The organism is Streptomyces sp. MA5143a, from assembly GCF_900290235.1.
Lineage (GTDB): Bacteria > Actinomycetota > Actinomycetes > Streptomycetales > Streptomycetaceae > Streptomyces.
On record NZ_OLMK01000062.1, the window covers coordinates 19,854 to 33,437 of the forward strand.

The following is a 13,584-nucleotide window of genomic DNA, read 5'->3' on the forward strand; positions in this document are numbered from 1 at the left end:
GCATGAGTGCCATGAGACTGTTCGCGGCGGTGCTGCCGCCGGACGAGGTGGTGGACGAACTCGGTCTGGCCGTGGCCCGGTTGAAGGGGCTGGCCGGTGCCGACCGGTTGCGCTGGACCGAGCCGCCCGGCTGGCACTTCACGCTCGCCTTCTACGGCGAGGTCGACCCGCCGCTCGTGCCGGAGCTGACGGAACGGCTCGCGCGGGCCGCGCACCGCAGCGAGCCGTTTCCGCTGGCCGTGGCGGGCGGCGGACAGTTCGGTCACGGGCGGGCGCTGTGGGCGGGCGCCGAGGGAGACACGCGGACCCTGCGGCTGCTGGCCGACCGGGCGGAGGCGGCCGGGCGAAAGGCCGGCGTCGACATGGGGCAGCACCGCCGCTACACACCGCATCTGACGGTGGCCCGCAGCCGGGAGGCGTTCGAGGTGCGGCCGTACGTCGAGACGCTGGCGGCGTTCGTCGGGCGCACCTGGACCGTCGCCGACCTCGCGCTGGTGCGGAGCCATCTGCCGACGTCGGGGATGTCGGGGGAGCAGCCCCGGTACGAGGCCGTGGAGCGGTGGGAGCTGGGTCACTGACCGAGCGGCGCCCTCGCGGGACCGCGGGGGCCGTCTCGGGTGGGCCGGGGCCGGGCGGTTAGGCTCGATGGTGTGGACCCGAAGACCCGTAACCGGATCATGGCCGGTGTGCTTGTGCTGATGTTCGCCGTGGTCGCCCTCGCGGCGGCGCTGGGCAAGTGACCGCGCCGCCGCCCGGACGAACGCCGGGGAACCGCCGACCGCCGGGGTGACCCGGGGCCCGTGACGGGTGTCCCGCGCGGGGCGGGCCGGTGGGAGTGGACCCGCGACCCGTGGCCCGTCGCCGGGCGGAGTGACCCGCGCCCCGTGACGGGTGTCCCGCGCGGGGCGGGCCGGTGGGAGTGGACCCGCGACCCGTGGCCCGTCGCCGGGCGGAGTGACCCGCGCCCCGTGACCGGTGGCTCGCGCGGGGTCGGCTGGTGGGAGTGCCCAGTGATTGGCGGCTGGTCGGGCGTGGGGAGGCGTCGACGACCCGTGACTCGTCGGGCGGTCGGAGGTACCTGCGGGCCGTGACGTGTCGGCCTGTCGGCGTGGCCGGTGTCCCGCGCGGGCCCGGCGGGTCGGAGTGACCCCGGGCCCGTGCGGGCCGGTCGTGCGGTTTCCCGCTCGCTCGCTCTTGGGGCGGAGCCCGGTGTTACCAGGCGAAGGCCTCCGGGGACGGGCCCGGGCCCGGGAAGATCTCGTCCAGGGAGGCGAGCAGCTCCTCGCTCAGCTCCAGCTCGGCCGCCCGGACCGCGGACTCCAGCTGTGCGGCCGTGCGCGGCCCCACGATCGGGCCGGTGACGCCGGGACGGGTCAGCAGCCACGCCAGGGCGGCCTCGCCGGGCTCGACACCGTGCTTGTCGAGGAGGTCCTCGTACGCCTGGATCCGGCCGCGTACGCCCGGATCGGCGAGCGTGTCCGCGGCGCGGCCCGAGGCACGCCGGCCGCCCTCGGCCTCCTTCTTGAGGACACCGCCGAGCAGCCCGCCGTGCAGCGGCGACCAGGGGATCACCCCGAGCCCGTACTCCTGGGCGGCCGGGATGACCTCCATCTCGGCGCGGCGCTCGGCGAGGTTGTAGAGGCACTGCTCGCTGACGAGACCGATGGTGCCCGAGCGCCGGGCGGCGATCTCGTTGGCCTGGGCGATCTTGTAGCCGGGGAAGTTGGAGGAGCCGGCGTAGAGGATCTTGCCCTGCTGGACCAGGACGTCGACGGCCTGCCAGATCTCCTCGAAGGGGGTGGCACGGTCGACGTGGTGGAACTGGTAGACGTCGATGTAGTCCGTCCGCAGCCGCTTCAGGCTGGCGTCGACCGCCCGCCGGATGTTCAGCGCGGACAGCTTGTCGTGGTTGGGCCAGGCGTCGCCGTCGGCGGCCATGTTGCCGTACACCTTGGTGGCGAGGACGACCTTGTCGCGGCGGTCACCGCCCAGCGCGAACCAGTCGCCGATGATCTTTTCCGTACGGCCCTTGTTCTCGCCCCAGCCGTACACGTTCGCCGTGTCGAAGAAGTTGATCCCCGCGTCCAGCGCCGCGTCCATGATCGCGTGGCTGTCCGCCTCATCGGTCTGCGGCCCGAAGTTCATGGTGCCGAGCACCAGCCGGCTGACCTTGAGCCCCGTGCGTCCGAGCTGTGTGTACTCCATGGTCCTCCAGCCAAGGCCGTGGAGTGCGCTCTAGGCAAGGGCCCCGCGCCCGGCCGCTGGTGCCTCGCGAGCGGCCGGTCAGCCCTTCAGTTCGGCCGTGTCGTCCTTCGGGGCGGGCCGCTCGGGCCGGTGGTGGGGGAGGAGCAGCGGGGTGGCGAGCATCAGGGCCCCGGCCGCGGCGACCGCCGTGCGCGGGTCGGTGACGGCGGCCAGCAGACCCCACAGGGCGGTCAGCGCGGCGATCGTCAGCTTGCTGGTGACCGACCAGGCGGACAGGGTGCGGGCGACCCGGTCCGGCGGGGTCTCGTCGAGGCGGTACGTGGCCATCACCGGGTTGAAGACGCCCATGCAGGTGATCAGGCCCAGCTCCACGGCCATCACCAGGACGAGCCCGGTGACGCCGGGGTGGATGAACGCCAGCCCCACCGGCCAGCACGCCCGCAGCGCGCCCGTCGCCAGCAGCACCCGGTGCTGCCCGTGCCGGGCGACCAGCCGCCGGGCGAGCCGCGAACCGATCAGACCGCCCACGCAGGGCAGGGCGAAGGCCAGACCGTACTGCCAGGGCGTGAACCCCAGCTCGCCGACCATCAGGACCAGCAGCAGCGGGGCGGTCGCCATGATCAGGCCGTTGACCAGGATCGTGTTGAGGAACAGGGGGCGCAGCGCCGGGCTGGTGAGGATGTACCGCCAGCCGTCGAGCAGATCACGGGCGCGCAGGCGCGGCGCGGCCGGCTCGGGAGGCGTTCCGTCGGCGGGCGCTCCCTCGGCGGGCGCTTCCCCGGGGTGCGCCGGGCGCGTCGACGGGCGCTCGGCGAGGCGCTCGGCGGAACGCTCGGTGTCGCCGATCGCCCGGAGGGCGGTCGCGGAGAGGAGATAGCTGACCGCGTCGGTCACGAGCGTGACCACCGGGCCGAGGAGGCCGATCGCGGCGCCGCCCAGTGGCGGGCCGAGCATGGTCGCCGTCCAGTTGGTGGCCTCGAAGCGGCCGTTCGCGGCGAGGAGGTGCTCCGGGGGGACCAGGGACTTCAGGAACGCGCCGCTCGCCGCGCCGAAGGTGATGTCGGCCGCGGCGACGACGACCGAGACCAGCAGCAGCTGCGGGAAGGACAGCAGGTCGAGGGCGTAGGCCACGGGGACGGTCAGGAGGGCGCCGGCGCGGAGCAGATCCGTCCCGATCATCACCGGGCGCTTGCGGCGGAACTCCACCCAGGGGCCGAGCGGCACCGCCACCGCCGCGCCCACGGCCAGCCCGGTGGCCGCCAGCGCGGAGACCTCCGCCGGGCCGACGTCCAGGACCAGGACCGCGATCAGGGGGAGCGCGTCGAACGCGAGCCGCGTGCCGCAGACGCTGACCGCGTACGCCGCCCACAGCCACCGGAACTCCCGGCCCAGCCGCTGCCCGGCCGCCCCCGCCACCACCTCGGGCCCACCCCTCGTCGCCGTACGCGACGCAGCCCTTGCTCACGCCGACCGCGCCATCCAAGCGAGCGGCGACGCCCCGGGCAAGCCCGCGCCGGGCCCGTGAACGGGTCTTGGCCACACCTTGGCGGCCCCTTGGCGAGGCCGGGTCGCGGCTCAGTCGCGGGGGAACTCGTCGGTCTTGAGGGTGAGGCCGACGACGGTGTCGGTGAGGTCCACGTCGTCCCCGAACGGGATCTTCGTCACCGTGGCGTAGTCGCCGTCCTTCGGCTGGGTGTAGACGTGGCACCTGCCCTGGTACGGGTCGACGATCAGGTAGACGGGGACCCCGGCCTCGGCGTAGGCGAGCTTCTTCGGGCCGTAGTCGTTGGCAGCGGTGCCCTTTGAGATGACCTCCGCCACGAACTCGATGTCCTGGTAGCGCCAGCGGCCCTTGCCGTCCTTCACCGACCGGGCGGCCAGGGCCACGACGTCGCAGGCGAAGCCGTTCAGGTCTCCGGGGAAGTCGATGCGGACGTCCGAGGCCAGCCGCTTAATGGTGTAAGAGCCGTACAACTGTTGCAGGATGTGGAAAGTGATCTCGAAGTGAGTCTGGCGCTGCGGCGACATGAAGATGTTTCCCCCGACGATCTCGACCTTCGTTCCCTCGGGGATGGGCATCTTCTCCAGGCAGTCGAACATGACGTCCAGAGTCAGCTCGCGGCTTCCCTCGGCCATCTCGATCCTGTCTTCAAGGACGGTCATCGTGGCGCTCCTCCCCGGCTGCCGCCGGGTAGCGAACAGCCGCGCGGTACAACGATACGCACGGTGACCAGGACACGTGCGGCGCCGCGGAACTCGGTTGCGGAGCCGGGCCTACGGCAGCTCGTACGGGCCGCCCAGGTCCCACGCCTCGTGCATCGCGTTCGCGAAGGCCGCCGCGATGCGGTGTTCGCCGGAGGCGTTGGGGTGGGTGCCGTCGTAGGTGTCCAGGTGGATGTCGTACCCCGGGGGCGGGGACGCCAGCAGCAGCTCGGAGCGGGGCTCGTCGAGGTCGGCGGCCGTCTTGGCGAGGAGCTCGTTGAAGCGGGCCACCTGGGCGGCGAAGGCGGCGTCGCCCTCGGCGCGGACGTTCGGGATGACCGGCAGGAGCACCATGCGGACCCGAGGGTCGGCCTCCCGCGCGGCGGCGACGAAGCGGCGGGTGTTCTCGACGGTCTGCTCGGCGTCCGTGTAGAAGCCCAGGTCGATCAGGCCGAGGGAGACCAGGAGGACGTTCGCGCGGTGGGCGCGGACCGCGTCGGCGATCAGCGGGGCCATGTGCAGCCAGCCCTCGCCCCAGCCGGCCAGGTGGGCGCGGGGGAAGAGGGGGTCGCCGTCGGCGTACTCGTACGACGTGGGGGCGTCGGTCGCCTTGTCGTAGAGCGACTCGCGCGGGCCGACGATCCCGAAGGGGCCGTCGTACGACGCGCACAGGTGCTGCCAGAGCCGGTAGCGCCACGTGTGTTCGCCCGCGCTCCCGATCGTCATGGAGTCGCCTACGGGCATGAACCTGAGCATGGGCTCATCATGAACGATCGCTACCCATCGGTAGGAGGGACTGGGGCACACACCCCTGTGAGCATCACCACGTGGTGCGGGGACCACGGGCCCGCGAGCTCTGCCACCCCCGCTCCGCCAAGCTCTCCCACCCCCGCCCCACGCAGCGGCATGGCAGGGTGGGAGCCATGCGCCGACCATTCCGCCGTCCCCTGCTCGCCGGACTCGCCGTGCTCGCCGGTGCTCTGCTCGCCGCCGTACCGGCCGTGCCCGCGGTCGCCGACGACGGCAACTTCACGGTGAAGGACCCCAGGATCACCGAGTCCAGCGGTCTCGCGGCCTCGCGTCAGCATCCGGGCGTGTACTGGACGCACAACGACAGCGACGACGGCGCGTTCCTGTACGCCGTGGACAGCAGGACCGGGAAGACGGTCGCCACGGTGACGCTGACGGGTGTCGGCACACCGCGGGACGTCGAGGCGATCTCCATCGGCCCGGACAACCACCTCTACGTCGGCGACATCGGCGACAACCTCGGCGGGACCTGGCAGTACGTGTGGATCTACGAGCTGCCGGAGCCCAAGCAGCTCAAGGACCAGACGCTCAAGGCCACGCAGTACGTCGTGAAGTACGAGGACGGGGCGCGGGACGCGGAGGCGCTGATGGTGCACCCGAAGACCGGGCGCGTCTACATCGCCGACAAGAACGAGGCGGGGGGCTCGCTGTACGAGGGCCCGGCCGAACTCTCCGCGTCCGGCACGAACATCTTCAGGAAGGTCGCCTCCGTACCCGATCTGGAGGTCACTGACGGGGCGTTCTCGCCGGACGGCAAACACCTCGCCCTGCGCTCGTACTTCGGCGCGATCCTCTACGACTGGAACGGCGGGAAGATCGAGAAGGCCGACCGGCTGAGCGTGCCCCTGCAACGGCAGGGCGAGTCCCTCACGTACACCACCGACGGCTCGAAGATCATGTACGGCAGTGAGGGCGCCGCCAGCACGGTCGTCGCCCGCGACGTCCCCGGCGGCGGCTCCGGCGGCTCCGGCAACGGCGGCTCCGGCTCGTCCTCCTCCGGTGGGGGCGGCTCGTCCGCCGGGCAGGACGCCGACGGCACCGGCTCGGGCCTCAAGGTCGGCGCGATCGCCGTCGTCGGCGCCGCCGTCGTCATCTGGGGCTTCAAACGCGTCCGGCGCCGCCCGTCCTGACGGGGCGTTCTCCCACGGCCCGTCAGCCGGTCGTCCGGCGGGCCGTCCACCGCTGCATAGGATCGTCGGCATGGCGCTGCGACCCGTGCATGTGATCGTCAAGGCCGTCGACGCCCCGGCGGTCGGCCGGTTCTGGGCGGAGGCGCTCGGCTGGACCGCCTACCGTCCCGGTGCCGCCACCTACGTCGGTCCCGCCGGCGGGCTCGTCTGGCCGCATCCGGTCGCCCTCGGGGTCGACGTCGTCCCCGTGCCGGATCCCAAGACGCCCGCGAAGAACCGGGTGCACCTGGACATCGCCACCCACTCGGCCGCCCAGCGGACGGAACTGGTCGCGCGGTTGCGGAAGCTCGGCGCGACCCCCGCCGACGTGGGCCAGGGTGACGTGCCGTGGACGGTCCTCGCCGACCCGGAGGGCAACGAGTTCTGTGTGCTGGAGCCCCGCGACGTCTACCGGGACACCGGGCCGATCGCCGCGGTGGTGGTCGACTGCGCCGACCCGCGGGCCATGGCCCGGTTCTGGGGCGAGGCGATCGACTGGGCGCTGCACGAGGTGACCGACGACCACGCGGTGCTGCGCTCCGCCCGGGGGGTCGGCCCGTATCTGGAGTTCCTGCGCACGCCCGGCGTGAAGACCGCGCCGGACCGCGTCCATCTCGACCTGCTGCCCTACCCCGGGGACGACAGGGCGGCGGAGGTGGACCGGCTGCGGGCCCTCGGCGCCACCGATCTCGACGTCGGCCAGGGCGACGTCCCGTGGACCTGCCTCGCCGACCCGGAGGGCCACGAGTTCTGCGTCCTGGCCCCGCACTGACTCGGTCCGCCCGGCCACCGCCCCGGCTGCCGCTCGGGCCCTCGTCCTCGGCCCCCTACGCGACCCCGTCCCCGGCCCGCCGGGCCACCAGGGCCTCCAGGCCGTCGAGGATCCGCTGGAGCCCGAACTCGAAGTGGTCGAAGTCCCGGCCGAACGCGTCCTCGGACAGCCCGGCCAGCATCGGGTAGCGCCCGGACGCCATGAACTTCTCCAGCAGGGGCGCCTGCGCCGCCCAGAACTCCGCGTCGGTGAGCCCTGTGCGCCGCTCCACCTCCGCCTCGTAGAGCTGGGTACGGGCGGCCCCGACCACATAGCCGTCCACCGCGATGATCGCGGAGACCAGTTCGGGGTCGGTCAGGCCCATGGACTTGATGCGGGAGAGCACCTTCTCCATGCCGTCCAGCGCGCTGGGCCCGAGGAGCGGCCGGCTCTGGTTGACCTGGAGCAGCCAGGGGTGGCGGCGGTAGAGCGCGAGGGTCGCCCGGCCCAGGGCCTCCAGCGCGGACCGCCAGCCGCCGTCCCCGAGGTCGGCCGGATCGTCGGAGGGGCGCTGCACCCGGTCCAGCATCAGGTCGAGCAGTTCGGCCTTGCCGGGGACGTAGCGGTACAGCGACATCGTGCCGGTGCCCAGCTCCGTGGCGACCCGCCGCATCGACACGGCCTCCAGCCCCTCCGCGTCCGCGACCCGGACCGCCGCCTCCACGATCCGCTCCAGGGTGAGCCCCGGTTTGGGGCCCCGGCTGGGGCGCCTCCCCGTGTCCCACAGCAGTTCGAGCGTACGGACGATGTCGCCGCTGCCGCTGGTCTGCGTACCGCCGTCACTGCTTGCCATGAGCCGAGTCTAAGTCCCCCCGAAAAAACTGAGTACGACGTACGCGAAATAGGGTACGGTGTACTCAGTTCTAGCGAAGGGGGACCCATGAGCGACGGAAACGGCGACGGGTACGCGGTACGGGCGGAGGGGCTGGAGAAGCGGTACGGCGAGAAGCGCGCGCTCGACGGCTTCGACCTGGCCGTCCGCGAGGGCACGGTCCACGGCCTCCTCGGCCCGAACGGCGCGGGCAAGACCACGGCCGTCCGCATCCTGTCCACCCTCGTCCGGCTCGACGGCGGGCGGGCGACGGTCGCCGGGCTCGACGTGGCCCGGCGGCCCCGAGAGGTCCGGGCGAGGATCGGCCTCACCGGCCAGTACGCGGCCGTGGACGAGGTGCTGACGGGACGGCAGAACCTGGAGATGTTCGGCCGGCTCTTCCATCTCGGCGGCCGGCGGGCAAAACGGCGCGCCGCCGAACTGCTCGACCGGTTCGACCTCGCAGACGCCGCCGACAAGGGTGTCGGCACATACAGCGGCGGTATGCGGCGCCGGCTGGACCTCGCCGCCTCGATGATCCTCGCCCCGGCCGTTCTTTTCCTGGACGAGCCGACCACCGGCCTCGACCCGCGCAGCCGGGGCGAGGTCTGGGACTCGGTGCGGGCGCTGGTCGCGGGCGGCACGACCGTCCTGCTCACCACGCAGTACCTGGAGGAGGCCGACCGGCTGGCCTCCCGCATCACCGTCATCGACCAGGGCCGGGCCATCGCGGACGACACCCCCGACGGGCTGAAGAACACCGTGGGCGGCGACCGTGTCGAGGTCGTCGTGGCCGACCGCGCGGACATCCCGCACGCCGTGAAGGCCGTCGCCCGCGTCGCCGACGGCGAACCGGAGGCCGACGAGACCGAGCTGCGGGTGCACGCGCCGGTGACCGACCGGGTGAACGCCCTGACGCAGGTGGCCCGCACCCTCCAGGACGAGGGTGTCGCCGTCGAGGACATCGGCCTGCGCCGGCCCAGCCTGGACGACGTGTTCCTGCGGCTGACCGGGCACCGTACCGAACCGCCCGGCGAGCGGGGCACCCCGCCGTCCGCGCCGCAGCCGAAGGAGGCCGCCGTATGAGCACCCCCGTCAGCCCCGACGTCCGCCCGAGCGCCGCAACCGGCTCCCGCTCCGACGCCCGAACCGGCTCCGGCGCCCCGGGCCTCGGCGAGCTCACCGACCTCACCGACCTCACCGACCTCCCCGTCCGAAGCCGTACGTACTGGCTGCTCGCCGACGTCGGGAACATCGTCCGGCGCGGCCTCACCCACTACCGGCGCCAGCCGGTCAACATCGCCTGGCAGCTGGGCTTCCCGATCCTTTCCGTCCTCCTCTACGGCTATGTCTTCGGCAGCGCCATGCAGGTGCCCGGCGGGGGCGACTACCGGGACTTCCTGATGCCGGGCATGTTCGCGATGACGATGGCCTTCGGGTTCATCAACACCGCGACCCTCGTCGTCCACGACTCCACCAAGGGCGTCATCGACCGCTTCCGCTCCATGCCGATGGCGCCGTCGGCCGTGGTCGCGGGACGGGGGGTCACCGATCTGGTGGTCGCCTGCGCGGAGTTGGCCATCATGATGCTGACGGCCCTCGCGATGGGCTGGCGCCCCGACGCCGACCTCGGCTTCCTGGCCGCGTTCGGTCTGCTGCTGTGGCTGCGGTTCGCGCTGATCTGGATCGGCGTCTGGCTCGGCCTCCTGGTGCCCAACCCGGAGGCGGCGGGCGGCCTCTTCGTGGTCGCCTTCCCGCTGACGATGATCTCCAGCATCTTCGTGGCCCCGCAGCTCATGCCCGACTGGCTCGGCTGGGTCGCCGCCTGGAACCCGCTCTCCTCCACGGCGGCCGCCACCCGTGAGCTGTTCGGCACCCCGGTCGGCGGCGGTGACTCCTGGATCGAGCAGCACGCGCTGCTGATGGCGGGCGTGTGGCCGGTCGTGCTCACACTGGTCTTCCTCCCGCTGGCGGTGCGCCGGTTCCGGAGGCTGAGCCGCTGAGCCGCTGACTTCGGTCCCTGGCTCTCGGGCCGCACCGAGAGGCGTCCGGCGCACAACGAGGCGTCGGACGCCTTGACGTGTCCATGTGACCTGTCTTCCATGGGGGATGCGGGTGATGGGAGCGCTCCCATCTGTTCCGGGCCCGCGCCTCCCGAGGAGGAAGCAGCGTCATGTTCCGCAGCTTACGGAGAACTCTGGGCGCCCTGTGCGCGGCCGCCGCCGTGCTGGTGCTGCCGCTGGCCGGCGGTGCCCCGTCGGCCGCGGCGGCCGAGGCCGCCGCCGGTGCCGGCTACTGGCACACCAACGGGCGCCAGATCCTCGACGCGAACAACCAGTCGGTGCGGATCGCCGGCATCAACTGGTTCGGCTTCGAGACCGCCAACCACGTGCCCCACGGCCTGTGGTCCCGCGACTACAAGAGCATGATCGACCAGATGAAGTCGCTGGGCTACAACACCCTGCGCATCCCCTACAGCGACGACATCCTCAAGCCGGGCACCATGCCCGACAGCCTCAACTTCGACGGCAAGAACACCGATCTGCGCGGTCTGACCTCGCTCCAGGTCCTGGACAAGATGGTGGCGCACGCCGGGCGGAGCGGGCTGAAGATCATCCTCGACCGGCACCGCCCGGACTCGGCGGGCCAGTCGGCGCTCTGGTACACCTCGACGGTCCCCGAGTCGACGTGGATCGCGGGCCTCAAGGCCCTCGCGACCCGTTACAAGGGCGACTCCACCGTCATCGGCATCGACCTCCACAACGAGCCGCACGACCCCGCCTGCTGGGGCTGCGGCGACACCTCCAAGGACTGGCGCCTCGCCGCCGAACGCGCCGGCAACGCGGTGCTCGCCGCCAATCCCGACCTGCTGGTCCTCGTCGAGGGCGTCCAGTCGTACAACGGCGTCTCGGGCTGGTGGGGCGGCAACCTGATGGGCGTCGCCGACCACCCCGTACGGCTCGACGTGCCGAACCGGCTCGTCTACTCCGCGCACGACTACGCCACCAGCGTGGCCCAGCAGAGCTGGTTCAGCGACCCGAACTTCCCCAACAACATGCCGGGCGTCTGGGACCGGTACTGGGGCTACATCTTCAAGCAGAACATCGCCCCCGTCTGGGTGGGCGAGTTCGGTACGACCCTCCAGGCCACGGTCGACCAGCGCTGGCTGGCCGCCCTGGTGACCTACCTCCGCTCCACCTCGACGTACGGCAACGACTCCTTCCACTGGACCTTCTGGTCCTGGAACCCCAACTCCGGTGACACCGGCGGCATCCTGAAGGACGACTGGCAGACAGTCGACACCGTGAAGGACGGCTATCTGACGAGCATCAAGGCGCCGGGCTTCCCGCCGGGCGGCGGCTCCGGCGATCCGGGCGACCCCGGTGACCCCGGCGGCGGGACACCCGCCTGCGCAGCCGTCTACACCGTCAGCAGCGACTGGGGCGGCGGCTTCAACGCCGAGGTGAAGGTGACCAACAGCGGGACGACCGCGCTCAAGTCCTGGAAGGTCACCTGGACCTGGAGCGGCTCCCAGAAGGTCACGAACATGTGGAACGCCTCGTACACCCAGAGCGGTGCGACCGTCACCGCGACGAACGCCGCCCACAACGGCGCCCTCGCCGCGGGCGCCTCGGCGACCCTCGGCTTCGGGGGCACGCCCGGGGGCGGGGGCGTGCCGAGCGTGAGCTGCACGGCGACCTGAACCGAGGGGCGCCCGGTGACCGCCGGGCGCCCCGTCGGCGTGGGGCGTTCGGGAAGGGCCGGCGCGGGCAGCCGTTCAGGTTGTCCCGGTTACGGGCAACTGGCGTTGTCTGTGGGTAGTTTGAGTAATTCCAATGACTCAATTCAGTCAAGTCTTGGTCGAATCTGTTTATGCGCGGCGTGATCTTCAGGAACCATGCGGCACGGGCCGCGAACCCCGCGGACCTGGAACCCCCCTCACTTCAGAGAGAACTCCATGAAGAGAAGCGCAGCCGTGTTCAGCGGCGCCACCGTCGTACTGGCCGGGACGCTCGCAGCCGCGCCCGCCAGCGCCAGCGCGCCGCACTCCGTGAACACCGTGCAGGTCGCCGCCGCGAAGGTCTCCTGGAAGAAGTGCGCCACCGACAGCGCCCCGACGATGCAGTGCGCGTCGGTGAAGGTGCCGCTGGACTATGCCAAGCCGGGCGGGAAGAAGATCACGCTGGCCCTGTCCCGCGTGCCGCACACCGCGAAGAAGTACCAGGGCCCGCTGCTGGTCAACCCCGGCGGCCCCGGCGGCAGCGGCCTGGGCCTGGCCGGTTTCGTCGCCGGCTCCCTGCCCAAGGCCGTCGCGTCGCAGTACGACGTCATCGGCTTCGACCCGCGCGGCGTGGGGGCCAGCAAGCCCGCCCTGAACTGCAAGCCGGGCTACTTCAACCCGGTGCGCCCGGACTCCGTGCCCAGCACGGCGGCCATCGAGAAGGCCAACCTCGACCGCGCCAAGTCCTTCGCCGCCGCCTGCGCGACCAAGTACAAGGACGTCCTGCCGCACATCAACACGGCCAACGCCGTGAAGGACATGGACGCGATCCGCAAGGCGCTCGGCGCCAAGAAGATCAACTACTTCGGCTACTCGTACGGCACGTACCTCGGCGCCGTCTACGCCAAGCAGTACCCGGACCGTGTGCGCCGCCTGGTGCTCGACTCCATAGTCGACCCGACGGGCGTCTGGTACGAGGACAACCTCGACCAGGACTACGCCTTCGACAAGCGCCACAAGGCGCTGATGAAGTGGATCGCCAAGAACAACGCCACCTACAAGCTCGGCACCGACCCGGCCAAGATCGAGGCCGAGTGGTACGCCATGCGGGCCGCCCTCGCCAAGAAGCCCGTGGGCGGCAAGGTGAAGGTGGGCGCCTCCGAGCTGGACGACACCTTCATCCCCGGCGGCTACTACAACGGCTACTGGCCCATCCTCGCCGATGCGTTCGCCGCCTACGTGGGTGACAAGAACGCCGAGCCGCTGGTCGAGGCGTACCAGAACATCGCCGCCGTCGACGCCTCCGGCGACAACGGCTACAGCATCTACACCGCCGTGCAGTGCCGTGACGCGGCCTGGCCGCGCAAGTGGAGCACGTGGCAGAAGGACAACTGGGCCGTCTACAAGAAGGCGCCCTTCATGGCCTGGAACAACGCCTGGTACAACGCGCCGTGCGCGTTCTGGCCGACCAAGACCCTCAAGCCGGTGAACGTCGCCAACTCGAAGCTCCCGCCGGCGCTGCTGTTCCAGGCGACGGACGACGCGGCCACCCCGTACCAGGGCGGCCTCACCGTCCACAAGCTGCTCAAGAACTCCAGCCTGGTCGTCGAGCAGGGCGGTGGCAACCACGGCATCTCGCTGAGCGGCAACTCCTGCCTCGACAAGTACCTGGCGACCTACCTGAGCAACGGCAAGGTGCCGCACGGCAAGGGTCAGATCGACGCCGTCTGCAAGAAGCTGCCGGACCCGAAGCCGCAGGCCGCGCAGAAGATGTCGGCGCGGTCGGGCGCGTCCACCGCGACGGGCGGTGCCGCCCTGCACGGCATCCTCGGCTTCCGCGGCTGATTCCGCACGA

General features: G+C 71.7%; 12 protein-coding genes. 7 read left to right on the forward strand and 5 right to left on the reverse strand.

The annotated features are described in order from the left end of the window. Nucleotides 1–11: 11 nt before the first annotated feature. Nucleotides 12–578, forward strand: a complete 567-nt coding sequence (thpR, locus tag SMA5143A_RS25100; protein WP_107465112.1) for an RNA 2',3'-cyclic phosphodiesterase — start codon at nt 12–14, stop codon at nt 576–578. Between the two features lie 634 nt (nt 579–1,212). Here thpR and SMA5143A_RS25105 read toward each other — a convergent pair. From SMA5143A_RS25105 to SMA5143A_RS25120, 4 genes are all read right to left on the reverse strand, one after another. Further along, nucleotides 1,213–2,205 (reverse strand): aldo/keto reductase, encoded by a 993-nt coding sequence (locus SMA5143A_RS25105; protein ID WP_107465113.1) that lies wholly within the window; start codon nt 2,203–2,205, stop codon nt 1,213–1,215. A 78-nt stretch (nt 2,206–2,283) separates the two neighbouring features. After that, the gene (locus SMA5143A_RS25110; RefSeq protein WP_258193731.1) at nt 2,284–3,624 is read right to left on the reverse strand and encodes an MFS transporter; all 1,341 of its coding nucleotides are present in this window, start codon (nt 3,622–3,624) and stop codon (nt 2,284–2,286) included. Nucleotides 3,625–3,780: 156 nt separating this feature from the next. Beyond that, nucleotides 3,781–4,368, reverse strand: a complete 588-nt coding sequence (locus tag SMA5143A_RS25115; protein ID WP_107465114.1) for a Uma2 family endonuclease — start codon at nt 4,366–4,368, stop codon at nt 3,781–3,783. A 111-nt stretch (nt 4,369–4,479) separates the two neighbouring features. After that, on the reverse strand, nt 4,480–5,163 hold the full coding sequence (locus tag SMA5143A_RS25120; RefSeq protein WP_107465115.1) for a GDSL-type esterase/lipase family protein: 684 nt from the start codon (nt 5,161–5,163) through the stop codon (nt 4,480–4,482). Nucleotides 5,164–5,330: 167 nt separating this feature from the next. On the opposite strand from SMA5143A_RS25120, the gene SMA5143A_RS25125 reads away from it, so the two are divergent. Both SMA5143A_RS25125 and SMA5143A_RS25130 read left to right on the forward strand, forming a co-directional pair. Then, nucleotides 5,331–6,347 (forward strand): hypothetical protein, encoded by a 1,017-nt coding sequence (locus SMA5143A_RS25125; RefSeq protein ID WP_107465116.1) that lies wholly within the window; start codon nt 5,331–5,333, stop codon nt 6,345–6,347. 70 nt (nt 6,348–6,417) lie between these two features. After that, nucleotides 6,418–7,158 carry a VOC family protein gene (locus SMA5143A_RS25130; RefSeq protein ID WP_107465117.1) on the forward strand — a complete coding sequence of 247 codons (741 nt, stop codon included), beginning with the start codon at nt 6,418–6,420 and terminating at the stop codon, nt 7,156–7,158. 55 nt (nt 7,159–7,213) lie between these two features. Here SMA5143A_RS25130 and SMA5143A_RS25135 read toward each other — a convergent pair whose 3' ends face one another. Then, nucleotides 7,214–7,990: a TetR/AcrR family transcriptional regulator gene (locus SMA5143A_RS25135; RefSeq protein WP_107465118.1), complete on the reverse strand. Its 777-nt coding sequence runs from the start codon at nt 7,988–7,990 to the stop codon at nt 7,214–7,216. An 87-nt stretch (nt 7,991–8,077) separates the two neighbouring features. On the opposite strand from SMA5143A_RS25135, the gene SMA5143A_RS25140 reads away from it, so the two are divergent. From SMA5143A_RS25140 to SMA5143A_RS25155, 4 genes are all read left to right on the forward strand, one after another. Beyond that, nucleotides 8,078–9,094 (forward strand): ATP-binding cassette domain-containing protein, encoded by a 1,017-nt coding sequence (locus SMA5143A_RS25140; RefSeq protein WP_107465119.1) that lies wholly within the window; start codon nt 8,078–8,080, stop codon nt 9,092–9,094. Beyond that, nucleotides 9,091–10,011 carry an ABC transporter permease gene (locus SMA5143A_RS25145; protein WP_258193733.1) on the forward strand — a complete coding sequence of 307 codons (921 nt, stop codon included), beginning with the start codon at nt 9,091–9,093 and terminating at the stop codon, nt 10,009–10,011. The genes SMA5143A_RS25140 and SMA5143A_RS25145 overlap by 4 nt, the downstream gene beginning before the upstream one ends. Nucleotides 10,012–10,181: 170 nt before the next feature. After that, nucleotides 10,182–11,711: a cellulase family glycosylhydrolase gene (locus tag SMA5143A_RS25150; RefSeq protein ID WP_107465120.1), complete on the forward strand. Its 1,530-nt coding sequence runs from the start codon at nt 10,182–10,184 to the stop codon at nt 11,709–11,711. A 255-nt stretch (nt 11,712–11,966) separates the two neighbouring features. After that, entirely contained in the window at nt 11,967–13,574 is a 1,608-nt protein-coding gene (locus SMA5143A_RS25155; RefSeq protein ID WP_107465121.1) for an alpha/beta hydrolase, read from the forward strand. Nucleotides 13,575–13,584: the final 10 nt, after the last annotated feature.